The sequence below is a fragment of the Alteromonas sp. H39 genome, from assembly GCF_047556435.1.
In the GTDB taxonomy this organism is placed as follows: Bacteria; Pseudomonadota; Gammaproteobacteria; order Enterobacterales; family Alteromonadaceae; genus Alteromonas.
On the sequence record NZ_CP180210.1, the window covers coordinates 2,421,596 to 2,446,482 of the forward strand.

Annotated in this window: 20 protein-coding genes; 5 read left to right on the plus strand and 15 right to left on the minus strand. The window is 49.6% G+C overall.

Annotated features, from left to right (window positions below; translation table 11 throughout):
* Window positions 1-15: 15 nt before the first annotated feature.
* From kdsB to ACLBLI_RS10670, 5 genes are all read right to left on the minus strand, one after another.
* Window positions 16-771 carry a 3-deoxy-manno-octulosonate cytidylyltransferase gene (kdsB, locus tag ACLBLI_RS10650; RefSeq protein WP_414827597.1) on the minus strand — a complete coding sequence of 252 codons (756 nt, stop codon included), beginning with the start codon at window positions 769-771 and terminating at the stop codon, window positions 16-18.
* A 10-nt stretch (window positions 772-781) separates the two neighbouring features.
* Window positions 782-976: a Trm112 family protein gene (locus tag ACLBLI_RS10655; RefSeq protein WP_414827598.1), complete on the minus strand. Its 195-nt coding sequence runs from the start codon at window positions 974-976 to the stop codon at window positions 782-784.
* A 3-nt stretch (window positions 977-979) separates the two neighbouring features.
* Window positions 980-1,975: a tetraacyldisaccharide 4'-kinase gene (gene lpxK / locus ACLBLI_RS10660; RefSeq protein ID WP_414827599.1), complete on the minus strand. Its 996-nt coding sequence runs from the start codon at window positions 1,973-1,975 to the stop codon at window positions 980-982.
* A gap of 6 nt (window positions 1,976-1,981) precedes the next feature.
* Window positions 1,982-3,724 carry a lipid A export permease/ATP-binding protein MsbA gene (msbA, locus tag ACLBLI_RS10665; RefSeq protein ID WP_414827600.1) on the minus strand — a complete coding sequence of 581 codons (1,743 nt, stop codon included), beginning with the start codon at window positions 3,722-3,724 and terminating at the stop codon, window positions 1,982-1,984.
* Window positions 3,725-3,913: 189 nt separating this feature from the next.
* Window positions 3,914-6,154: a DNA internalization-related competence protein ComEC/Rec2 gene (locus ACLBLI_RS10670; RefSeq protein WP_414830952.1), complete on the minus strand. Its 2,241-nt coding sequence runs from the start codon at window positions 6,152-6,154 to the stop codon at window positions 3,914-3,916.
* Here ACLBLI_RS10670 and ACLBLI_RS10675 point away from each other — a divergent pair.
* Together ACLBLI_RS10675 and ACLBLI_RS10680 are read left to right on the plus strand one after the other, a co-directional pair.
* A complete protein-coding gene (locus ACLBLI_RS10675) occupies window positions 6,112-6,249 on the plus strand; it encodes a hypothetical protein (RefSeq protein WP_414831021.1) in 138 nt (45 codons plus the stop codon). The genes ACLBLI_RS10670 and ACLBLI_RS10675 overlap by 43 nt on opposite strands.
* A 50-nt stretch (window positions 6,250-6,299) precedes the next feature.
* Window positions 6,300-6,830, plus strand: a complete 531-nt coding sequence (locus tag ACLBLI_RS10680; protein ID WP_414827601.1) for a DUF2062 domain-containing protein — start codon at window positions 6,300-6,302, stop codon at window positions 6,828-6,830.
* Window positions 6,831-6,923: 93 nt separating this feature from the next.
* On the opposite strand, the gene ligA is transcribed toward ACLBLI_RS10680, so the two are convergent.
* From ligA to smc, 3 genes are read right to left on the minus strand one after another with little or no spacing between them, the layout of a single operon-like run.
* Window positions 6,924-8,969, minus strand: a complete 2,046-nt coding sequence (gene ligA, locus ACLBLI_RS10685; RefSeq protein ID WP_414827602.1) for an NAD-dependent DNA ligase LigA — start codon at window positions 8,967-8,969, stop codon at window positions 6,924-6,926.
* Between the two features lie 46 nt (window positions 8,970-9,015).
* Window positions 9,016-10,392 carry a cell division protein ZipA gene (gene zipA / locus ACLBLI_RS10690; protein WP_414827603.1) on the minus strand — a complete coding sequence of 459 codons (1,377 nt, stop codon included), beginning with the start codon at window positions 10,390-10,392 and terminating at the stop codon, window positions 9,016-9,018.
* 18 nt (window positions 10,393-10,410) lie between these two features.
* Complete coding sequence (smc, locus tag ACLBLI_RS10695; protein WP_414827604.1) at window positions 10,411-13,881, minus strand: chromosome segregation protein SMC; 3,471 nt, start codon at window positions 13,879-13,881, stop codon at window positions 10,411-10,413.
* A gap of 401 nt (window positions 13,882-14,282) precedes the next feature.
* Here smc and cysZ point away from each other — a divergent pair, with 401 nt between their 5' ends.
* On the plus strand, window positions 14,283-15,047 hold the full coding sequence (gene cysZ / locus ACLBLI_RS10700; RefSeq protein WP_414827605.1) for a sulfate transporter CysZ: 765 nt from the start codon (window positions 14,283-14,285) through the stop codon (window positions 15,045-15,047).
* 41 nt (window positions 15,048-15,088) lie between these two features.
* Here the strand turns inward: cysZ and ACLBLI_RS10705 are convergent, their stop codons facing one another.
* Window positions 15,089-16,555, minus strand: coding sequence for a tetratricopeptide repeat protein (locus ACLBLI_RS10705; RefSeq protein WP_414831022.1), 1,467 nt, complete (start codon window positions 16,553-16,555; stop codon window positions 15,089-15,091).
* A gap of 8 nt (window positions 16,556-16,563) precedes the next feature.
* Window positions 16,564-17,454, minus strand: coding sequence for a lipoprotein NlpI (gene nlpI, locus ACLBLI_RS10710; protein ID WP_414827606.1), 891 nt, complete (start codon window positions 17,452-17,454; stop codon window positions 16,564-16,566).
* Between the two features lie 130 nt (window positions 17,455-17,584).
* Here nlpI and cdd point away from each other — a divergent pair, with 130 nt between their 5' ends.
* Window positions 17,585-18,001 carry a cytidine deaminase gene (gene cdd, locus ACLBLI_RS10715; RefSeq protein WP_414827607.1) on the plus strand — a complete coding sequence of 139 codons (417 nt, stop codon included), beginning with the start codon at window positions 17,585-17,587 and terminating at the stop codon, window positions 17,999-18,001.
* Between the two features lie 132 nt (window positions 18,002-18,133).
* Here the strand turns inward: cdd and ACLBLI_RS10720 are convergent, their stop codons facing one another.
* Together ACLBLI_RS10720 and pnp are read right to left on the minus strand one after the other, a co-directional pair.
* Entirely contained in the window at window positions 18,134-18,427 is a 294-nt protein-coding gene (locus ACLBLI_RS10720; protein ID WP_414827608.1) for a DUF1244 domain-containing protein, read from the minus strand.
* Window positions 18,428-18,511: 84 nt separating this feature from the next.
* A complete protein-coding gene (pnp, locus tag ACLBLI_RS10725) occupies window positions 18,512-20,623 on the minus strand; it encodes a polyribonucleotide nucleotidyltransferase (RefSeq protein ID WP_414827609.1) in 2,112 nt (703 codons plus the stop codon).
* Window positions 20,624-20,940: 317 nt separating this feature from the next.
* Between pnp and ACLBLI_RS10730 the strand changes: the two genes are divergently transcribed.
* Window positions 20,941-21,498: an HNH endonuclease gene (locus tag ACLBLI_RS10730; protein ID WP_414827610.1), complete on the plus strand. Its 558-nt coding sequence runs from the start codon at window positions 20,941-20,943 to the stop codon at window positions 21,496-21,498.
* A 37-nt stretch (window positions 21,499-21,535) separates the two neighbouring features.
* Here the strand turns inward: ACLBLI_RS10730 and ACLBLI_RS10735 are convergent, their stop codons facing one another.
* From ACLBLI_RS10735 to proB, 3 genes are all read right to left on the minus strand, one after another.
* A complete protein-coding gene (locus ACLBLI_RS10735) occupies window positions 21,536-22,420 on the minus strand; it encodes a mechanosensitive ion channel family protein (protein WP_414827611.1) in 885 nt (294 codons plus the stop codon).
* Between the two features lie 100 nt (window positions 22,421-22,520).
* Window positions 22,521-23,768: a glutamate-5-semialdehyde dehydrogenase gene (locus tag ACLBLI_RS10740; protein WP_414827612.1), complete on the minus strand. Its 1,248-nt coding sequence runs from the start codon at window positions 23,766-23,768 to the stop codon at window positions 22,521-22,523.
* Window positions 23,765-24,874 carry a glutamate 5-kinase gene (proB, locus tag ACLBLI_RS10745; protein ID WP_414827613.1) on the minus strand — a complete coding sequence of 370 codons (1,110 nt, stop codon included), beginning with the start codon at window positions 24,872-24,874 and terminating at the stop codon, window positions 23,765-23,767. The genes ACLBLI_RS10740 and proB overlap by 4 nt, the downstream gene beginning before the upstream one ends.
* Window positions 24,875-24,887 lie beyond the last annotated feature (13 nt).

A 24,887-nucleotide genomic window follows, 5' to 3' on the forward strand; every position in this document is an offset into this window, starting at 1 on the left:
TGACAAAAGATGATATCAGACACCTGCTAATGTCTGGTTCAGTGTAACTAAATCGTCTGGTGTATCAATTCCTACCGGAGGAGGCTTTACTGCGATGTCACAGTGAATAACATCGCCATACCAAATGGCCCGCAATTGCTCAAGCGACTCAATCTGCTCCAGTGCGGATGGTGCATAACCAACATATTGTTGCACGTAGCCTGCACGGTAGGCATATAAACCAATATGACGAAGATATAATGACGGATCAGCCTCTTTATTCCCTGACATCATTTTCTCTCTGTCGAAAGGGATCGCGCTGCGAGAGAAATAAATAGCATTGCCTGAGGCATTGGTGAGTACTTTAACGGTATTAGGGTTGAATACCTCCGCGATATCATGAACGCGGGTTGCCAGTGTTGCCATCAGCGTTTCAGGACGCTCAGTAAGATTACGTGCAACCTGACGGATATTCTCAGCCGGAACAAAAGGCTCATCGCCCTGCACGTTCACGACCACCGTATCTGCGGCAATTCTTCGCTGCGAGATAACCTCGGCGATACGTTCGGTACCGGACTGGTGATGCTGCGCAGTCATACAGACGTCACTAAACGTTGAGGCCACCTCCGCGATGCGATCATCGTCAGTGGCCACTATTATATGGTCTGCTCCGGCCTCCGCTGCCCTATCCACCACATGTTGAATCATCGGCTTGCCCTGAATATCCGCTAATGGCTTACCCGGAAATCGGGTAGACCCATAGCGCGCGGGAATGACAACGGTGAACGGCATTAGGTCTCTCCTATCGTGTGGCATCAACATCTTCCAGTGACATTGGCGTCGCTTTCTCTTCAATCAGCACGGGGATCCCCTCTTTCACGGGGTATCGAAGCCGGTCAAACCGGCACACCAGTGCAGTGTTTTCACTATCAAATACCAGCTTTCCTTTGCATACCGGACACGCAACAACATCCAGTAATCGTTTGTCAAAGGCCATAATTTATCCTTTCTTAAAGTACCCTGCACGGGCCAGTCGCTCGTGCAATAATTGATAAAAGCTTTCTGCAAGTTTAGCGTCTACTGGCAAGTACCAGCAATTGTCATGCGCGAACTCATGCACTTTCACAGCATCTTTTTCGGTCATGATAACCTCACCATCTGGAATATCAGTATGAGAAAAATGATGGTGATCATCGAATGACTGACAGGAAGAAAGGGAAATTCCCATTGATCTCAGCTGTGAAAAAAAACGCTCAGGATCGCCAATTCCCGCAAACGCATGTGGATGCGAAAACGCATTTGCTGAGCAGGTAATTTCCGGAGAACAGACGTTGCGAAAATTACATGGCACCAGTGACATCGTAAACTCCGGGGGCACTCGTTGAAGCGCATCCAGGCGAGTCGATTTAGTATTATGAATGATGGCATCTACGGTTTTTAGGCGCCATACCCCTTCTCGTAGCGGCCCCATCGGCAGTAACCAGCCGTTGCCGGCCTTGCGGCCATCCATGACAACCAACTCCATGTCACGCGCCAGCGCATAATGTTGTAAGCCATCATCACAGACAATTACGTCGCAGTGGTGCTCGTCCACGAGAAATGTCGCACCACGGCTGCGAACCGGATCGACTACCACCGGCACGCCGGAGCGAATACTGAGTAAACGGGGCTCGTCACCCACTTCGCTGGCAGGATCGCTAGCCGTCACCTCCCGTGGGTAATAGGGAGATGTGGCGCCATAGCCGCGGCTTAGGATGCCGACGTTAAGTCCCAGTGAGGTCAAATGTTCAGTGAGTGCAAGTACAACGGGAGTTTTACCATTGCCGCCAACCGAAATGTTACCAACAACAATCACGAATGCGTTAACGCTGTGCTGCTTTTTGATTCCGCTGCGAAACAACAAGCGCCGGATCCCCGACACCAGCCAAAACAAAAAGGTAAGTGGAAGCAACATCCACTGAAGTGGATGTCCCTGATACCACATTTTTTGGATCATGCTCACTTAGTCACCAAATTGCAGAGCGTGCAACTGGGCGTAATGCCCTTTTTTATCAAGCAGTTCCTGATGTTTCCCCATTTCCAGAATACGTCCCTGCTCTACGACAATAATGATATCGGCATTTTCTATGGTAGAAAGGCGATGGGCAACCACTACACTGGTGCAGCGCTGCTGTAATGTTTCTAATGCATCCTGGATCAGACGTTCCGATTCAGTATCCAGCGCGGAGGTTGCTTCATCAAGAATAAGAATGGGCGCATCGCACAATATGGCCCGGGCAATCGCTATGCGTTGACGCTGACCGCCGGAAAGCATCAGACCGTTCTCGCCGATGATTGTGTCGAGTCCATCCGGTAATTGCGCCAGAAACTCGGCCACGTGCGCAACACTGGCCGCATCCTCAATTTGCTGGCGGGTCACTTTGTGCTGCGAACCGTACGCGATGTTGTTTGCAATCGTATCGTTAAACAACACGACATGCTGTGATACCAGCGCAAACTGCTCACGCAGACATTTAAGGTCGATATCATTAAGTGGAATGTCATCCAACGTTATCTGCCCTTCCTGCGGCGAATAAAAGCGCGTTAGCAATGATGAAATTGTAGATTTACCGCTGCCAGAGCGCCCTACCAGCGCAATCGACTGACCTGGCTTCGCTTCAAAAGACACATGGTGTAATGCAGGGGATTGTTTCCCCGGGTACGTAAACGTCACGTCATTAAATGCCAGATGTCCTTTCGCACGTTCCAGTTTGATAGTACCGCTGTCGTCTTCATCGTGACGGTCCAGTACCTCGAAAATACTGGTACAGGCTGCCATCCCTTTTTGAAACTCATTATTGATGGTAGTGAGTTGTTTCAACGGTTTTAACAGCATGACCATGCAAAAAACCACATTGATAAACACCCCTGCGGTGAGTTGCTTAAGCATATCCGGCTGGCTGGCGATAAACAGCACCACAGCCAGTGCAACAGACGCGATCACCTGAATAGATGACACACTGAGAATTTGCGTCACCGCCAGCTTCATGGTTTGTTGGCGGTTGGTATTATTTTTCTTTTCAAAACGCTTTTGTTCAATCTCCTGCCCACCAAACATCAATACGACTTTGTGGCCCTTTACCGCCTGTTCTACGGCGGAAGTCAGATTTCCCATCGCCTGCTGAATATTGCGACTGACTACCCTGAAGCGCTTACTGACATAGGACACAATTACTGCCACAACCGGCCCTATCAATAAAAAGATCAGTGACAACTGCCAGGAATACCAGAACATGACTGCCAGTAAGCCGATAACCAGGGCGCCCTCGCGCACCAGCGTAAGCAGCGCCTTTCCTGCAGCATTGGCAACCTGCTCAGTGTCATAGGTGACTTTACTGATCAGGCCGCCAACCGCTTGGTTGTCATGAAAAGACACCGGCAGATGAATATATTTATCAAACAGTTGCTGACGCATCCGCATCACGACTTTTGAACCTATCCAGGTAAGCGTATAGGTTCCCATGAAATTGAAAATTCCCCGCAACAGAAAAAGCGGAACAATGGCGTAGGCCGCCAGTCGCAGATAGTCATGGTCGTTATTTCCCAATGATTCATCAATCATTGGCTGTAATTGCGCGAACACGAAGGTATCTACGGAGGAATAGCCAATCATACCTATTATGGCAACGGCGAAAGGCAACTTATACTCCCGCAGATAGCGAAGGAACCGGCGAACCTGAGACGCGGAATACTCAGTTTGCTGCATGTAATCTAATCACACCTTTTGTTGAAACCAGCATATTGTACAGTGTCAGACGCAATTCCCCTAATCCACTCATTTATAGAAGAAAAGTCGCTCACGAATGTAAGTTCCACAGGCACCATTTCGGCACTATAGACCGGGCCGTTACATCCAACACAACGTTACGCTTTAATGGAACTGAAAAGGAATTTTTCAATTGCTGTGGTCACCCTTTGGGCTAAGAATCGCTTCATGATACCAGGCTGGGGCCAGATCCTGCCGGTATCGCTGTATCAGCGGTGGTGTCCCGGATGTGAATGCGACTCTGATATATCCGCTGGTAGCTGTATTCACCTGCCTGGCTCCTGTCTCCTGGTACCGTGCCTTCACGACATCACTGGGAAATTGCCAGCGATTCAAATAGCCGGTAGTGAATATCACAGTGTCAGGTTGCGTTGCCTTAACCCATGCCTTGGTAGATGAAGTCTGACTGCCATGATGTGGGGCAATCAGTAGGGTCGTGGCATGTATCTCCTGCTGTGCAAGAAGCCGATACTCCGTTGTGCGCTCGATATCTCCCGGGAGTAACACACTGTGGTCACCGTCTTTCACGGTGACTACGCAAGAGCTGGCGTTATCGTTGGTCTGGTTACCTGGCATTGGCCAGTGATAATAAAAGGTAAGCGACTGCCATTGAAACTGAGTGCCCTGCTGACATCCTGACACCGGCGTATGCCAGAAGGTGTGCTGGTGTGTTAACGCATGTCGGCGAAGTACGTTAACCCCCCCGGCATGATCATTGTCGGAATGACTGACAATCACGCCATCAACATGACGAATATTAAGGCGCGTGAGTGCCGGCAGGACTGCATTTTCCATGGCAAATGCATTTTCATTGAAGGCTGGGCCGGTGTCGATAAGAATGGCACGATCGCCCCGGGTTACAGCAAGCGCCGTTCCCTGCCCCACATCAAATACATGTAAGAACCAGCGATCGCTACGATGGGGAACCCAGACCATCAATACCGGCAACAAACATAACATCACACAGCGCTTTCTGTAGGGTACAGCAGGCATCACCAACAGCAGCATCGCTATCATTAACATGAGAAGCGGGCCAGGTGGCAGATCTCTTTGCAAAACGCCACCTGGCTGAGCTGCAACATGCTCAAGTACGACGGCAACTGCGTTTAATAGCGCCACGCTATAGCTGATGACATCACTGGCGCAGGCAGGCAACAGCATGGCTGCTCCTAGCGATAACAACAGCCAGGGTAAGGATAAGGTTATCAGCGGTATCAGCACAAGATTCACCGGCAGCGATAGCAGGCTGATCAGTGAAAACCAGCTAACCGTTATTGGTATTAACAGCAGTGACAGTCCGACCTGCATGATGATACCTGCCTGCCACCAGCTTACCGCTGCCAACCGGTAGCGCCACAATAAAAACCATATGCTGTAGACGGCAGCCAGGCTGAGGACAAATCCGGCGGAGAGCACCTGTAATGGAAACAGTATAAAACAGACTGTCGTCATCACCAGAGCGATATGGCGTGCAGACCAGGAGGCGGCGCTGGTAGTGAGCGTGAAACAAATGGCCAGCAGTACCCAGGCTCTGACAGCAGGCAGCGCCGCCCCGGTGAGACTGACGTAACCGGCAGCAGCCAGGCACACCATCACAGCGATAGGGCGACGCACGTTACGAAACGGCGATAAAGAACCGCTCCACCGACTCCACACCACTACCCCGATTTTTGCCAGCAACACCAGCGCTGTCGCGATAATCCCCACATGCATACCCGATACGCTGAAAAGATGCGCCGTGCCGGTTTTTTGCAATATATCCCAGTCTTTTGTAGATAACCCGCTTCGATCTCCCAGCAATAATGCCAGCAGCCATTTCGGGTCGGAGCCTGCATGAAGAATAATAAATCGTTTGATTTGCTGGCGAACCGACGCCGACGGTTGATGCCAATAATGCCACGCTCTGACGTAGCCTGTGGCAACAATATTTTTACTGACCAGCAAACGTTGATAATCAAATCCGCCTGGATTAGCAAGCCCGGCAGCGGGCTTTAAGCGCGCAGTAAAGCTAACACCCTGTCCGGCTGTACGACAGGTATTGGGTTCATACTCATATACGCGGATGCGGCGGGAAATAAAGTAAGCTTCATTATCAACAGAGTCGACCGATATAGTCAGTTGTTGCTTATCAGAATCACAATCTACCTCAACAATATCGCCTTTTACCGTGACATCTTGATGAATATTGTTTACCGGTAGTTGCCAAACAACATACCAATGCCCTACACTCGCCATCCAGAGAATGCCTATTGAAACACCCTGTATGACTTTTCCTGTTCCCGTCAGCACGCCAGAATACGAACTTTTTCTGCGGATACGGGGTAGAAATGGGTATCGCAGACGGTACAGGGATTGAAATGCCAGCAGCAAAACGCACCAGCAAACTAGCGCAGGCAAGTTTGGCAGTGACTGCCAAAGCATTGATGACGCGGCCCCCAGGCAAAATCCTGTTAGCCGGAGTGTAAAATTGTGATGCATTCCATTGTGGGCCTTAGCAGACGATCGTATACGTGTTATGCCTAAAAAATTTATAAAGCGATTTTTGCCTGATCATCAGACAATTAAGAAACAGCGCGCGCTTCGCATTTTTGGTTCGGTACTTCACGAGCCTAACCTGTGGCACTTAAACCGCCGCTCAGCGTCTGGTGCATTCGGCATCGGGCTTTTTTTCGCCTTCTGGCCGGTGCCTTTTCAAATGTGGCTGTCAGCAGGCATGGCAATTCCTTTTCGGGCAAACTTACCGCTATCCGTTGCCACAGTATGGATCACCAATCCTTTTACGATGCCGCCAATATTCTATGCGGCCTACAAAGTCGGAACGACTGTACTGGGAACCAGCCCGCAGCATTTTGAATTTCAGTTCAGCTGGCAATGGGTGATCGAGAGCCTTACCACCATCGGCCCGGCTTTTCTGGTCGGATGTGGGATTTGCTCAGTACTGGCAGGATTATTTGGTTACTTCGGATTAAACTGGATGTGGCGCTTTCAGGTGAGAAAGGCCTGGGAACGCCGGTGTGAAAGACGCAGACAAAAAAGAGCGCAATAGCCCTTTTTATTATTTTGGATCTGCGCGAAGCGTTGTCTTCTTTTACAACGCCGTCGACGCAGCATTTATACAGTGAAGAAGGTTATCTTTAGATTATCCGGTGTACAGGTTATATTTCTTCAGATAAGCCAGTAACGCATCTTCATCCCAGACATCGACACCTAATCCCTGCGCCTTCGTAAGTTTGGAACCGGCCTTATCGCCCGCAACCAGAAAGTCAGTATTCGCCGACACTGAACCTGCAACCTTGGCGCCCAATTGCTGTAACAGCGCTTTGGCGTCATTGCGTCCCATCGATGTCAGCGCGCCTGTTAACACGCATGTTTTTCCTTCAAGAGGCTGCTCAGCAGACTCATCCACTTCGATGGCTGGCCAGTTTACCCCCTCATTTAACAATGCCTCGATGATCTCGGTATTATGACTTTCATGGAAAAAGTGATAGATATGCTGCGCGACCACCTCGCCGACATCATTTACCGCTTTCAATTGTTCGACATCAGCGGATATCAATGCTTCTAAGGTTTTAAAATGCATCGCGAGGTTCGCTGCGGTGGCCTCACCGACTTCACGGATCCCCAGCGCATACAGAAAACGAGCAAATGTCGTTTGTTTAGATGCTTCCAGTGACGTCAGCAGGTTTGATGCGGACTTTTCGGCCATCCTCTCCAGTCCAACGAGTTCGGATAAAGATAGACGAAAAAAATCAGCGGGACTTTTTACCAGGTCAGCATCCACCAGTTGTTCTACCAGTTTGTCGCCCAGCCCATCAATATCAAGCGCTTTACGCGACGCGAAATGCTTCAGAGCCTGCTTGCGTTGTGCACCGCATATCAGGCCTCCTGTACAGCGCGCCACCGCTTCATCTTCAAGCTTTTCCACGTGAGAGCCACAAACCGGGCAAGAAGATGGGAACTCAATATCACTAACATCATCAGGTCTGCGACTTTCAATAACTGACACAACTTGCGGGATCACATCACCAGCGCGGCGAATTACCACATAGTCACCCACTTTCACACCCAAACGCTGGATTTCATCCTGATTATGCAAGGTGGCATTGGACACCGTAACACCACCTACGAACACCGGTTCCAATCGTGCAACTGGTGTAATGGCGCCGGTACGACCAACCTGAAACTCCACCTCTGTCAGGCGCGTGATTTCTTCCTGCGCGGGAAATTTATGTGCAATTGCCCAGCGCGGTGCTCTGGCAACAAATCCAAGCTGCTGCTGTCGCTCGATGCTGTCCACTTTAAACACCACACCATCGATGTCATAAGGCAATGCATCCCGCGTTTGTAATATACGCTGGTAGTATTTCAAACACCCCTGCGCCCCCTGAGCGGTATCAATTTCCGGACAAAGCGGTAACCCCCACTGTTTAATCATCGCCAGTCGTTCGCTGTGGAGCACAGGCAAGGTAAATGAGTTAGGCGTGACGACACCCAGTGAGTACGCGTAAAACATGAGAGGCCGTTTAGCCGTAATTCGCGAGTCCAGTTGTCGAAGGCTTCCGGCCGCAGCATTTCTTGGGTTGGCAAAAACCTTTCCACCCTGCTTACGCTGCATGTCATTCAACTTTTCAAAACCGGACTTAGACATAAACACTTCGCCGCGCACTTCTACTCTGGCCGGGATATCGTTCCCACGTAACTGCAATGGCACGTTAGCGATGGTGCGCACGTTAGTAGTGATATTCTCACCAACCTGACCATCACCTCGAGTTGCTGCGCGCACCAGTACACCGTCTTCATATAAAATGCTTACCGCCAGACCATCCAGTTTGGGTTCGCAACTAAACTGCAGTGTAGAAGCATCTTTTAGTCGATCGCCGATACGCTTTTCAAACGCAAACATTGCGTCTTCATCAAAGGCATTATCCAGAGACAACATCGGTACTTCGTGAGCCACCTGCTCAAAAGCCTGTAATGGCGCACCACCCACTTTTTGTGTTGGGGACGCCGCTGTCATTAGTTCTGGATGCGCGCTTTCGATAGATTTCAACTCTTCCATCAGCCGATCATATTCAGAATCAGGAACGGTAGGGGCATCCTCTACGTAGTATTGAAAGTTGTAGTCGTTGATCTGCTCTCGCAACGCCGCGGCGCGTTCGCGAACCGCGTCAGTCAGTGTGCTCATATATTACTCGTGTGATCTGGCGCAGTGAAAACTGCGCCGGTTGTCGCTAGTGGCGTGAAATCATCCGCTGACGTTCAAACTCGCGGATTTTCTCGATGTATTGTTGCAGACCTTGCTTGGTCAGAACACTGCGTCTGCCATCGAGTACCTGTGCATGAAACTCATCGGCAATTTTACGCGCCGCATTGTGCATCATGTTAAATACCTGATGCGGGTCACCTTCAATGGGTAAAATCATAAATAACGAAACGCCCTGAGTGGTAAACGTCTCAAGGTTATCAATATCAAAAATCCCGGGCTTAAACATATTGGCAAGGCTGAACAGTACGGGCCCTTTTCCGTTCGAATTCACATGGCGGTGGAATATGTCCTGATCACCAAATTTAAAGCCCAACGTCAGCAGCATCGGCAATAACGCTGCACCACTGATAGGCTCATCTTCAGGGGCCCTGACATTCAACACCAGCACTTCCTGTTCGCTGGCAGGCGCTGCCGCTTTCTCCGTCTGCTTGCCGGGCTCAGACTCAGAGGCTGATGCGGTTGAGGATGTATCACTGGTCGGCCTCACCGTTTCTTCAAAGTCGATGCGCATTTGATCGTCGCCGAAACTGGGCTCCTGGCGCTTCTTACCTTGTGGACGGGATTTCTTTCTGCCGACCAGGCGCCTTGCCTGTTCGGAAAAACTGCTGACGTTAGACGCATCTGCAGGCGCTTCGTTTTGCGATGGCTGAGGATCGAGACTGAAATCATCAACCTCATCAGACACTGCACTGTGGTCAGGGGTAGCACTGTTTTCACTTTCCACTTCCGGTGTTTCTTCTTTATCACGAAGCAGAAAGCCAGGCGGCTCAGGAATATCAATATCATTCTCGCCGGCAGGCCGGTTAGATTGCATATGCGGTTTTGGGTTGGTTACAACAGACCCATACAATTTCTCAGCCGCTTCAGGGCGTGATGTGTGCTGACTACGGTTTGCCTTATCAGAATTACTCGGTGCCGGCTGTTCTTCGTTTTCAGATGCGCCGCTATCCGGACGCTTAGCGACCGGCTCATCTACACCTTCCTCAATGCCATCATCGTTTACGGGCGCACCTTCAGCACCTGCGGGTGGCTGAGCATGTTTTTGCTCACCAGAAATAACGCGCACTTTACCCAGCCCCAAATCATCATAGTCTGGATCTGGCGCTACATCTGGCGAGCTCCGGCTGGACTCGCGGTGATGCCCAACGTCGTCTTCGTTCCAGGCAATATCATCCGCATCAAGCTCATCGTCTTCATCCGACCACTCTCCCGGCTCTATCCGGGACCGGGGGGAATCATTGCTTTTACTGCCCTTTCTGATTTTCCAGATACCATGCGCAAGTACTGCGAGAATGAAAAAAGTACCTACTACCAGCAATGACAGACGTAATTCATCTTCCATTAATTTAGTCGCCCTTTGTTATGCTTCTGCGAAGGCAATTGCCTCGTCAACATCCACCGCTACCATCCTGGATACACCAGGTTCAGCCATAGTTACCCCGGTGAGATGACTAGCCATCTCCATCGCAATCTTATTGTGGGTGATATAAATAAACTGCACGGTTTGGGACATTTCCGAAACCAGATTACAGAACCGTCCGACGTTGGCATCGTCAAGCGGCGCATCCACCTCATCCAGCAAACAAAACGGTGCTGGATTCAACCTGAATATTGCAAACACCAATGATAAAGCGGTTAATGCTTTTTCTCCACCGCTTAAAAGATGAATTGTACTGTTTTTCTTGCCCGGCGGCCGCGCCATAATGGTCACTCCGGTTTCCAGCAAGTCATCATCGGTCAATGCCAGATAGGCAGAGCCGCCACCGAATACTTTTGGAAACAATTGCTTGAGATCCTCGTTCACCTGCTCAAAGGTATTAGAAAAGCGGGTACGGGTTTCCTTATCAATTTTCCGGATAGCGCTTTGCAGGGTTTCCAGTGCCTCGACCAGATCGTCATGTTGCGAGTCCAGATGCGATTTGCGTTGTGACTGCGTCTCGTATTCTTCCACTGCGGCAAGGTTAACTGCACCGAGACGCGATACAGCAGCGGTCGTTTTCTCCAGTTCTGCCTGCCAGACCTGCTCGTCCGCATCCTCAGGCAGTGACGCGAGAATGGGTTTTAATGCCTGACCAGTTTCCTGAAGTTGCTCCAGCACAGATGTTGCTCTGACACGGTAACCTTCAATTTCCAGCCTGATACTTTCGATGGCTGACTGACGTTGCTGAATTTGTTGCGTAAGCCCCTGTTGGCCCTGCTCAGCTTCTTTCAGGAGTTGCTCTACATCGTCCAGGCTTAACTGCAATTCACGGCGTTTGTCTTCTTTTTCCGCTTTTTCTTCAAGCAAACCCTGTAGCTGAGCCTGCTGAGTTTCTATAGGCTGCGAAAGCTTTTCTTTCTCTTCGGTGAGTGCATTGAGGCGTGCCTGATAATCCAGCAGCTGTGAATTATTGCGTACTACCTGCTGTGCGTACATTTCTAACTGACTTTCACTTTGCTGAAGTTTAAGTGCAAATGTGTGGCTGTCCTGGGTTAGCGTTTCTGTCAATGTACGGGCTGCAGACAGTGCTTCTTCAAGCCTCTCTCGCGTTTGCTGCACATCCTGAATGTGTGTTTCATGATCAAGAATAGAGGTTTCCAGCTCCTCGAGCTTTTCAGACAGCGCCTCTAGTTGCTGCTCTTCAGATTCCAGCAGTTGCTCCTGCTTGAATAAATCCTCTGAGAGTTTCTGTGCACGTGACGCGTTTTGCTGAAGTTGCATGTCAACAACTTCCAACTGATGCTGTATCTGCTGCGACTGCGACCGAGCCTGTTCAAGCTCCTGCTTTGCGGTTTCCACCTGCGCTGACTGAGCATCATACTGTTCTTGCTGATGCATTGTGCGATTGCTGGCTACTTCGATGTCCTTTTGCAGTGTTGCCTGCATATTTTCCAGCTCCTCAAGCTGTGCTGCACGGTATAAAGCGCCTTCGCTCTGCGACACTGTGCCACTGACGAGCCAGTCACCGGCCATCCAGGGGCCGTCCTTTACAATCACGCTCTGGTGATTTGCCAGCTTTGGCACCATTGCCAGCGCGTCATCGATGGTATCTGATACAAAGATATCGTTAAAAACGGCAGGACATGAGCCTGTCTGGATGTAAGATGCAAGGGTACCTGGTGCTGCATCAATGCTTTGCATCTGCGTAATGAAAACAGGTTTCCCACGGGGCAGCGAACTCCCGGCATGACTTAACGTGGCCAGCGAATGTGCCGCAGTCAGCATGGGATGCTGCCAGTGCGCAAGTACGCGTTCAAACGTAGACTCCATACCAGACATCACATGCAGTGACTGCCAGAGTGGAAGCAGACCCGCCATTATGTCTTCCTGCGTACGCGACGCATCTTCCTGCAGCGCTTCTAACGCGGCAATCTTAGACACCACCTGCTGTGCTACATTCTCCTGCTCTCGTAACGCAGACTGTTCCGCTGCCAGAGAAAGACCGGTTTCTCGCAGAGTTTGCTGACGGGCAGAAAGTGTGGCTTCTGCTTCCAGCGCCATCGCCCGGGATTGCTCAAGTGATTCTAAGAGCACGTCCCGCTGCTCTTTGATGCTGTCATCAATCAGCGATGCCCGCTCTTCTTTTAACTCTGTCACCCGCTGAGAGGTGCGCAGCTGCATGCTCATCGTTGACTGTATTTGTCCGTGGCACGACTGCACCTGCTGTTTTAGCTCGTGATAGCGCTGTTCATGTTCCCGGCTTTCACTGTTAAAGGTACGCAAGGCCTGCTCGGCGTCTTCTCTGCTCTGCTGCGCTTGTTCAAGGCGCGCTTGCGCCATTTCTCTCTCTGGCTCAAGGTGATTTCGCTGAGACTCTGCCAGCGCCTTTGCCTCTTTCGCCTCATTCAGAGACGACGTCAGCGCCGCTTTACGGTCTTGCAGTTCACGCAATTCCGCATCAATTTGTTGACTGCGTTGCTGACTGTGTAATGTATTCTGTTCAATCCGGGTAATGGCTGTGGTAGCGGTAAACAGCGCCTGCTGCAGACTGTCAATCTCCTGCTTGAGATCATCACGTTGCTGGCGATAAGTTTCCATTCCCGCCTCGTCACCACGCTGGCGGGCGATAAGCGCGTCGAGCTCACTTTGCTGGTGATGCTGGTCTTTTTCCAGCCGCTCTATGTGATGGCTGTGCTTTAACCAGCGGATAGCGGCAAGTTCGGATTTTAAGGATCTTTCACTGGATTTAAGCGTTTTGTAACGTGTTGCCGCCGCAGCCTGGCGCTGCAGTTTTTCAAGCTGCTGGCCCAGTTCCTGACGTACATCCTCAAGCCTGTCCAGATTGTCGACAGTGTGTCGAATGCGGTTCTCGGTTTCCCGCCGCCGCTCTTTGTATCGTGAAATACCCGCTGCTTCTTCGATAAACACCCGCAGTTCCTGCGGTTTAGACTCAATAAGCCGAGAAATCATACCCTGTTCAATAATGGCGTAACTTCTTGGTCCAAGACCAGTCCCCAGAAACAGATCGGTCACATCCCGGCGTCGACATTTCACGCCATTAAGAAAGTACGTTGAGGTTGCGTCACGGGTAACCAGACGTTTTACCGCCAGCTCGTTATATCTGGCATATTCGCCACCAATACGCCCTGAGCTGTTATCAAATACCAATTCCACACTGCACTGACCTACCGGCTTTCTGGCTGAAGAGCCATTAAAAATGACGTCAGTCATAGCGTCGCCACGCAGGTTTTTTGCCGAGCTCTCACCCAGAACCCAGCGTACTGCATCAATGACATTAGATTTGCCACACCCGTTCGGCCCCACGACTGCCGTCATATCGCCCGGAAAGGGTATCGAGGTAGGATCAACAAAAGACTTAAAGCCCGCAAGCTTTATCTTCTTCAGCCGCACGGATGTACTCCCTGTGTGCGCAAACACAGAGCATAAGTTGTCAGGACGCAGCCGGACATATTTTGGATGGAGAGAAAGTACGCAGAGCGCAGCATGATTCGCGCATGTCGTTATTTATTATTGTTGTCCGACTCTACCAAAACTAACACGCTGTAACAATTGGCATTTATCGCACGTGGGCAAATGCTTTATAGTATCAACCATACTGTGTTCCGGTGTCTGACATTCCTGTGATAAGGCATTCCATCAATACCATTCTCAGAGGTCGTCAGAAGAATATAACTGTCCGTCAGGTCGTCTAGCAGAGTGCCTGTCATGCCATTGGACCAGCACAGAAGCAAAAAATGAAGCGCAGCGACGTGTATTCGTATGCGTACCAGGTAAACAAAACAGGAGAATCGATGATTTCACGAAGTGGATTCAGCTACTTTAGCCAGGGATTCAGTCTCATCAGAACCAAAGGATTGAAACGATTTGTATTCGTACCTCTGGCAATCAATCTGATACTGTTTGCCACCGCGTTTTATTTTCTCTATGGTCAGATTGAAACCGGTATCACTTATTTGCTGGCCATGATCCCGGAATGGCTTGGCTGGTTGAAAGAGGCGCTGGTGTTTTTCCTGTGGCCACTGGCAATAATCTCAGTGCTGCTTATATTCGCGCTGATTTTTGGAACGCTGGCTAACTGGATAGCCGCACCATTTAATGGCGTACTGGCCGAGAAGGCAGAGCGTCACCTTACCGGTAAACCTTTGGGTGATGAAGGCGTATTGTCGTTATTAAAGGATATTCCCAGAACGCTGGGTCGTGAGCTGTCGAAGTTAACCTGGTACTTACCAAGAGCTATCGGCTTTTTCCTTATCTTTTTGTTTGTGCCGGTAGTTGGGCAGATAATCTGGTTTCTGTTTTCAGCCTGGATGATGGCAATTCAGTACTGTGATTATCCGTATGACAACCACAAAGTCGCTTTCACCAGAATGCGGCTCCACCTGAGTCAACACAAAGGGAAAGCCCTGTCTTTTGGCATAATGGTGAATATTTTTTCACTGATACCTATCGTCAACTTTATTGTAATGCCGGTTGCAATTTGCGGCGCGACTGCCATGTGGGTTGCCGAACTGCGTGATGAAATGCTTCGTGCTGATGCGAAGAGAACCGAAGGTTAATATTACTGGCAAATCGCAATGGGTTTGCCAGTAATAAATAACTAAGGAGTCACTCGGGAATCGCCTTCCCCCGCCCCCTCGTCAGAAACGTTTCGGTAAGCTTCATAGCGCTTAAGCCATTCATCCGCGCTGGCGGTTTGCTTGCCCTGATGAAATGATTGAAATAAGTTCAGATACACTGGTCGGTGGGAGCTTACATCTTCCAGTTGCGCTTTCCATAGGCGCAGATAGGACGCGGGGATCACACCGCTGTCGTGATGCTCAAGAAACGTAACCTGACGCGACGGTTTATACGCATTGACGCCGATACTTTCACAGGTTTTGGCATGCCAGACGCCGGCACTACCGAGTTCCTGCCATTGCGCGACCCGAGAAACCGGCTGATAAGTTAAGGTACCGTCGAAGACCAGATTAGGAATATCTTCTCGCCCACAATATCGTTTTGCTGCTGAGGTTGTCAGCGGGTACTCGTCAGCGAAACCGGAAAAATGCGCCAGTTCATGCACAAAAACAGAGTATGCGTCTGAAATATCAAGGTACATCACGCCATTGTGCGTATTGGCTGTTCCCTGATTTGCGACGATAACGGCATGGGTGAAATCACGCGTTTTTGCAGCTGAAGATAAGGGTCTGATGTCGCACCCCAGCCGTCCACTGCGTTTCCAGTTCTCATCACACTTGAGTTGATCGTTCTGTAGCCAGACTGGCGGTTGCATACAAATGGGCAGAGGGTCGAGCCGTTTATCAAGCTGAAAACGACGGTATAGCGCATCGGCCCGTTGCAGAGTGGAAAGCGAAGTGGCGAAAATCTGAATTCGTTGCAAACAGCGCTTATTCTGTGGCCACTGCCGCGGGGTAATCTGGCTGAAAGTGCGGGGGTGATAGCGCGCTATCATACTGGTGAGCGAAGCGGCCATTTCATGCCCTTGCTCTGCCGCCTTCTCAAGATAGCGTTTTCCCGCCGCGTGCTCTCCACTTTCCCACAGCAATCTGCCGTACTTAAATGCACTTTGCGCGTCGAGATCAGCCGTTTTTTCTAACCAGGGCCTCGCGTTCTCTGGCTGTTGTTGTAACAAATACCAGTCGGCAAGTGCGGCCTGCGCTGGCACATAGTCCTGTCGTGCAGATTTTAGCAGCCAGGTCTCCCGTAGCTCAGGGTCTTCTACCGACATGGCATAAGCCAGCTGCGCGTCGGGTACATTCCCCATAGCTGCCAGTCGCATTAATCTGCTGGAATCGACATCTGGCGGGGCACGCTCGTACAAAACCCAGGCTGCATCGGCATTGCCAATTTTCACCAACCGATGTAACCAGTACGTACTGTCATTATCGGCGGCATAGGTCACCAGGCCCTGCTCCGCAAGTTCGCTTTTTTGAACCGTCGCTGACCAAAGCAACGCCGCTGGATTGCTTGCCTGCGCCGCATTCCTCAGCAACTGAGGAACATGGAAACCAGTATCACCGCTAAGTAAAAACAGTGCAATCACTGCCAGAACTAAACCTCGCATACGATGATTTAGTCCAGGTCGCGATCAGCATTTCTGAGCCTTCCCAGCTCCAGTCTTGCGTAGCGATGCTCGACATAGTCAAACACGTTTGTGCTCAGAGCAAGTTTGAAATAATTAGACGCAATGCCCCGGTTTCCTTGTTGGCTGTGGTATTTGCCAAGATAAAAGTACGCCTCACAAAGCCTGTCGGTCAGCGCTTTTTGACTGGTTACCCCATCAATCAGTGAATTCAGTACGTCATTCTCTGTTTTCAGGCCAAGAAATAAGTCAACCAGCATGGTAGCCCAATGGTCGTTATCCAGTTCTGGCCTGACTGATACCAGGTAAGCATTTCCTTTTTCCGGGCTAATATCGCTATACGCAAAATAAGCCCAAAGCACACGAAAAGGATCAGAGATGTCTTTTTCCTGGAACGTATCCAGATCTTTAACGGCTAAATCCGCCCTACCACCGTAATATAACGCAATACCGCGGTTCAAAAAGGCGAAATCATAATCAGGATCGATATCCAGCGTAGAATCAAATGCTTCATAAGCCTGAATAAATTCCTGCTGTTGAATATAATGAATGCCAATAGAATTATACGCCGGGGCCAGGTCAGGTTTCAGACTCAACGCCTGGGTATAATCGAACTGCGCGAGGCCCCCAAGCCCAACGCTGTCATACAGCATCCCTCTTTGAAAATGCAGTTCTGCTTTATCTTCCTCTGCCAGCTCCGCATTGGCGAGTATCTGATTGTAGCGTGCAATGGCAACCTGAGAGCGAGGATTTATTGGTGCAGGCTCTGCCAGAAGCAGGTTCCCCATCTGGGTTTGTTCTTGGTTGGTTGGCGTTTGCGCACATCCACCAAGAATCGCGACGGACAGTGAAAAAAAGAGAGGACGTACAAGTTTATGCATGTTAAAAATGGATTCACCTATGAGAAAAACCAGTTCCCGCTTGAATACGACTTCGGGCGATGAATGCCGCCAACGATGGCGCATTTGGCGTGTAATGTAAAGCGCCACGACGACAATTACGAGATCAAAAATGAAAAAGAATGTAATGACAACGCTGATTGAAAAAGCCACTGAAGCGCAAGCAAATGCACACGCTCCCTATTCTGGCTTTCAGGTTGGTGCTGCGGTGTTATCTTCCAGCGGCAATATTTATGCAGGCTGTAACGTGGAAAATGCAGCCTATCCTCTGGGGCAGTGCGCAGAAGCAACCGCTATCGGCATAATGGTAGCAGCTGGGGAAAAAGCCCTGGATAGCGTGGTGATTATGTCTCCGAATGACGAGTTTTGTTTCCCATGCGGCGGATGCAGACAGAAAATCGCTGAGTTTGCCGCTGACGCAGTGCCGGTTATTATGGCCACCCAAAGCGGTGAAAGCTTTGCTACCACGGTGGGAGAATTACTGCCTCATGCCTTTCGCTACAGTCAGCCTGAGAAAAAAGCAGGCTGATTATACAGCACAGCCATTAATGCTTTCTCATTAGTAGCCTGACGTTATCGTCACATCAACGTGGCAGCCAACGCTGCCACGAACTTCTCAGCCGGGGTACAAATACCACCAGCTAATGACTACTGTGGCGAGTTATGACTTCTGACTCTCTGCAAGTTTAGCTAACTGCTCATCAGTTGCCGGAAGCTGATGCTTTTCTTTCCACTGTGCATAAGGCATTTTATACACTACCTCTCGTGCAGCCTCATAATCGACGTCTTCGCCCTGTTCCTTCGCAGCCGACGCATACCATTTAGCCAGACAATTACGACAAAAATCCGCCAGGATCATCAAATCAATATTCTGCACGTCTTTGTTCGCATCCAGGTGTTCCACCAGGCGACGGAAAACAGCAGCTTCTACTTCTGTTTGTGTTTGTTTATCCATTTCCATCCTCAAAAATCAAAAAAGGGAGCACAGGCTCCCTTTTTAAACGGTTAGTGATACAGGTCAGATTACCTGAAACACAACTTACTCGGCGTCGTCAGACTTAGGCGCCGGTTTTTCAAGCAGTTCCTTGATGCTCAGACGAACGCGATTCTGACGGTCGATTTCCATCACTTTCACGTCAACCATCTGACCTTCAGACAGGTAGTCTGCCACTTTATTCACTCGCTCATGAGCGATTTGTGAAATGTGAACCAGACCTTCTTTCCCTGGCAGAACTTCAACGAACGCGCCGAAATCAACGATACGGGTAACTTTACCGTTGTAAGTCTTACCCACTTCGATTTCAGCGGTAACATCTTCAATTTTGCTGATAGCAATATCGGCTTTCGCACGCTCAGTCGCAAAAATCTTGATGGTACCGTCGTCTTCGATCTCGATGTTAGTATCTGACTCTTCGGTGATTTGACGAATCATCGCGCCACCTTTACCGATAACATCACGGATCTTGTCCTGATCGATCTTCATGGTATAGATGCGTGGCGCGAATTCGCTCAGCTCTTCACGGTGACCGCCAATCGCTTCATCCATAACAGACAGGATGTGAAGACGGGCTTCTTTCGCCTGCTTCAGTGCAATCTGCATGATTTCTTTGGTGATACCTTCGATTTTGATATCCATCTGCAGTGCAGTGATACCGTCAGTCGTACCGGCTACTTTAAAATCCATATCGCCCAGGTGATCTTCGTCACCCAGAATGTCAGACAGAACCACAAAGTTGTCGTCGCTTTTCACCAGACCCATTGCGATACCCGCAACTGAGGCTTTAATAGGTACACCGGCATCCATCAGGGCCAGAGAGGTACCACATACAGACGCCATTGACGACGACCCGTTAGATTCAGTGATTTCAGAAACCACACGTACTACGTACGGGAATTCTTCTTCACTTGGCATAACTGCCTGAATACCACGCTTAGCCAGACGACCGTGACCAATTTCACGACGCTTAGGCGAACCAATCATGCCGGTCTCACCCACACAGTAAGGAGGGAAGTTATAGTGCAGCATGAAACGGCTGTCACGCTTACCGGCCAGCTCGTCAATCATCTGTGCATCACGCTCTGTACCCAGAGTGGCAGCAACCAGTGCCTGCGTTTCACCACGGGTGAACAGCGCTGAACCGTGAGTACGTGGCAGAACGCCAGTCGCAACGTTTAGCGCACGGATCATCGCCGGGTCTCGGCCATCGATACGTGGCTCGCCTGCCAGAATGCGTGAACGCACTACGTCACTTTCCAGTTCATGTAACAGATCCAGTACTTCTTTCTGATCCTGCTCTTCGTTTTCAGCCATGATGTCGGCAAGCGCTTTCTCAGTAACCGCAGTTACGGCGTCTTTACGCTCCATCTTGTCAGAAATCTGATATGCCGCAGTCATACCTGACTCAGCAAGTGCTTTGATCTTGCTCTTAAGGTCAGTGTTTTCTGCTTCTGGCTGCCAGTCCCACTTAGGTGTATTGACTTCAGCAGCAAATTCGTTAACTGCGCTAACCACAGTCTGCATTTGCTCGTGGCCATACATAACGGCGCCAAGCATCGTATCTTCAGACAGCACGTTGGCTTCTGATTCCACCATCAGTACTGCGCTTTCTGTTCCTGCAACAACCAGGTCCAGCTCGCTGGTTTCCTGCTCAGAGGTACGGGTGTTCAGCAGGTATTCACCGTCAGTGTAACCCACGCGCGCAGCGCCGATTGGACCGTTAAACGGAATACCAGAGATTGCCAGCGCGGCAGAGGTACCAATCATAGAAATGATATCGGTTGGAATTTCAGGGTTTGCAGATACCACCGTGATCACAACCTGAACTTCATTCTTGAACCCTTCCGGGAACAGTGGGCGGATAGGACGGTCAATCAGACGGGCAGTTAAGGTTTCGCCTTCTGAAGGACGGCCTTCACGCTTGAAGAAGCCACCCGGAATTTTCCCGGCAGCGTATGTTTTTTCCTGGTAGTTAACAGTCAGCGGGAAGAAATCCTGATCAGGTTTTGCTTCTTTCTTACCAACTACGGTTACCAGAACGGCGGTATCGTCCATGCTGGCCATTACTGCAGCCGTTGCCTGACGGGCGATTACGCCTGTTTCCAGAGTGACAGTATGTTGTCCATACTGAAATGATTTTGTAATAGGAGTCACTATTTGTCCTTTAATTTCAATCTTTATTTATCGCTTTTAAACGCGGCGCATAGTATAGCTATGAAAACCGGCGAATACCATTATCAAATTTTTACTCTTGTGGATTTTCATGAATTCCTATTCCAGCGCCAGCACAGTATTTGCGCAAAATCGTAATGGCACAAAACTGTACCGGTAAAGAGTCGTCGGCGACATGAGTCTGACCTGTGTTTTGCGCCATCAATCATAATTTTTCTTTAATAATGTACATTTTTTCATCTATTTGAAACAAAAATAGGTATGCTAGAAGAACACCTACCCCATATTGGGAGTGTTTTATGTTAGTACTTCGATTAAATAAGGCTGGCATGCCGCAGGAATGGGTATCTCCGGAACAGGCGGCGAGACTGTATTGTCAGGAAAAAGTGTTGTTTGAGCTTGGCTCAGATCACATGGTCATGCACGGCGGATGGAACCAAACTGGTGAACAAAGTACGCTGCGACTGGCGTCTATCATTGCCTGCGATGGTAAAGTTACGGACGTCAGTGGCAAAATCGCACTGACAAACCGTTACCTGTTTCGCAGAGACAACTATCTGTGTTTGTATTGCGGTCACACGTTCCCCGCGTCTCAACTGACACGAGATCATATTCTTCCGCGTTCCCGTGGGGGGCGTGATAACTGGACCAATGTGGCAACCGCATGCAGTCGGTGCAATCACGCGAAAGGCGCAAAAACACCGGAAGAAGCCGGCATGGCATTACTAGCCGTGCCGTTTACGCCGAATGTTTACGAGCGCTTTTACCTGATGAACCGACGTATCCTCGCTGATCAGATGAGCTTTCTGAAAAGCCATTTTACAAAGCGTCGGGACTGGGTAGTCAGCATGACTTGAAAATCACGAGAGCAACTTACCAGTAGCGCTTCGCTACTTACGCCGATGATTCATCCAGTTGCCGTATCTGGTCTTCGTCCTCTTTTATGGCTTTAAACCACAAACTCATCCAGTCAGAACTTATTTTTGACTGCAACTCCTGCGCCTCTGTCGTCGGGCAAAAAATCGAAACCGACACCACCACTTTCGCCAACTCGTTTGTCTCAAGCAGAATATCAGGATCAATTTGGATGAACTCCTGCTCCAGGTGCCGCTCTATCAAACCTTTGTAGCGCTCGGCAACATCCCGGAAGTATTCGCAATGAGCCTGGGCTCTCGCAGAAAACGCAGGTAAAATCCGGTATGGGTTCACCGCCGGCTCATTAACAATCTTAAAACTGTGAAGCTTGTAACGGCGCAGGAAATTAAGGTTACGAACGGTTTGGGTTACCAGTTGGCTGTTTGGTACATAAACATGCTTACCGGTATAATTGAAAGTGTCGGGATCGACTTCCAGAAGCGCCGTCTTTGCCCAATCCATTTCTACCACTTCACCCACAATATTGTTCATCTGGATCCAATCGCCAACACGGAATGGGCGTGCGCCGAGGTAATAGATAAACCCCATAAAACATTGTATGAACTCGCGGGTTGCCAGCACAATCGCCACCATAAAGGCTGCAATGGAAATTGCCAGAGTCTGAATCTCCGACGACCAAATCATCATTAACGCAATGATGATAAACGCATTGCCCAACTGCTCGAGAATGTTTATCTGATTACGTCTGTCATGACCCTTTTTCGAGCTTTGTTTGCGTATGACTTTGAGCACGAGTCGTTTAAACACATGCAGCAATACGACCACCAGAACGGAGGTCAGTAACTTGTAATCAAGCATGAAGGCGGAAACCTCTAGCCATAATGCGTTGATGTCATACTTCATTAACGCGTGCGCTCCTTATGTCCCGAAATAAAAAAACTCCGGTCTGAGACCGGAGTTTTTCCATTATGAATCAAAGTGCTCTGGCGAACAATGCCAACTGCTACTCGCGAATCTGACCTTCGCCATTCACCAGATACTTTTCGGTTGTCAGCGACTCAAGTCCCATCGGACCGTAAGCGTGCAGCTTGGTAGTGGCAATACCGATTTCCGCCCCCAGACCCAGCTGGCTGCCGTCTGAGAAACGCGATGACGCGTTCACCATGACTACCGAAGCATCTACTGTGCGCTGGAACCGTTCTGCTGCAGCCTTGTCTTTCGTAGAAATCACTTCGGTGTGGTTACTGCCGAATGTCGCAATATGATCCAGCGCCATATCAATATCATCAACCACTCGGATCGCGATTTCGAGCCCAAGATACTCTTCACCGTACTGATCATCCGCTATCACATCGGCGCCGTCAAAATACTGGGCACCTGCCTCATTCACGTGAACTTTAACGTCTTTCTCTTTAAACGCTTTTGCCACACGTGGCAGGAAATCACCAGCGACTGCTTTGTGAACTAACAGTCCCTCAAGTGCGTTACACACGCCTGTACGCTGCGTTTTACCGTTAAGCAGAAGTTCCATCGCATTATCCAGGTCTGCTTCTTTATCGACATACAGATGGCATACGCCTTTAAAGTGCTGAATGACAGGAACCTTAGCATTGTCAGTAACATAATTGATAAGCCCTTCCCCACCACGAGGAATAATTACATCAATATAGTCACGCTGCTCCATTAACTCCTGCATCAACGCACGGTCAGGATCCGGTACAACCGTTATCAGCGCGCGTGGTAAATCGTGCTTCTCTAGTACGTCCTGCAACAGATTGGCAATTGCCAGACTGGTATCCAGTGCTTCTTTACCACCACGCAGAATAACTGCGTTACCAGACTTAAAGCAAAGCGCACCAGCATCTGCTGTTACATTCGGACGCGCTTCGTAAATCATACACACCACGCCCAGCGGGATACGCATTTTCTGAATGTCGATGCCATTCGGACGTTTACCCATTGACCGTGTCTGACCAACAGGATCGTCCAGATCAATAATTGTCTCAATACCCTTTGCCATATCTTCAATACGGCTCTCGTTGAGAATCAACCTGTCGACCATTGCCGCGTCCAGATTATTCTCTTTCGCGCGGTCAACTTCCCTGACGTTAACATTCACAATTTTTTGTGTATTACTGCGAATGGCCTCTGCCATATCTTTTAAAACCGCATTTTTCTTGGCTTCATCAAGCACTGCCAGCGTTTTGGCTGCGGTTTTTGCTTCTCGTGCTAATTTCGTAATGATGCTCATTCTTTCTCCAAATTTGCTATATGCTGTTCTGAAATAATCGGTCCGGTTTTTTCTTCAAACTCGGTGGCGAACTCTTCACTGTCCTGCTTGGCAATGAAGTTCAGCAAACAACTGCTGTAATTCGACTTCGCTTTCACCAGCTTGGTACCGTCATCCTTTCTCACAAGGATCGTATCGCCGACAGAAAACTCGCCTTTGACACCAATTATTTCACTACTCGTTAATTGCTCAGCGTCACTTACCAGTGACACGTCAAAATCACTTTGTACAATGACTTCACCCTGTGCATTAGATGTGTGACGCATCCAGTGCACGTTTTCCTGCATGGGCTTGTCATAAGGCTGGAAGTGTGTTCCCGGGTTCTGACCTTCCAGCAACATGTTAAACGACAGTTCAGTAAAACCGTTGATAATGAACGTGTCGATACCATGTGATACGGCTTTTTCTGCCGCTTCGATCTTCGTTCTCATGCCGCCGGTTCCGACACCGTCTGCTGCAGCACCGCCTGCCATGGCGTAAATACTCTCATCGATGTTCTCTACCCACTTAAGCAATTCCGCATCATCGTGTTCATGCGGGTTTTTATTATACAACCCATCAATGTCGGAGCAGATTATCAGAGCGTCAGCTTCTGCTGCCGATGCCACCATTGCAGATAAATTATCGTTGTCGCCCACCTTGAGCTTATCGGTTGTCACCGTATCGTTTTCGTTAACAATAGGCAGTATGCCGTGGTCAAGTAAGCTATCAATCGTCTCGCGGACGCTGACGTAACGTTCACGGTCACGCAGATCACCATGTGTTAATAGAATTTGCGCAGAAGGAAAATCAAACAACCTGTCCCAGGTCGCCATCATTTCTGTCTGACCTGCAGCAGCCATCGCTTTCTTCACCGCAATATTTGTTTTCTCTTCTTCGGTAAACAAGTGGGCGCCAGCAGCGACTGAACCGGAAGATACCAGTACAACCTGAGTTCCATTGGCACGACACTTGACGATAAATTGCGCAATGCTCAGCAAATAGTGGCTGCTACACCCCTGTTTGTTTGGTGCAATTAGCGCACTTCCTACTTTTATAACTACCCGTTTCCAGTTGGGAAAACTCATATCTCTATATCAC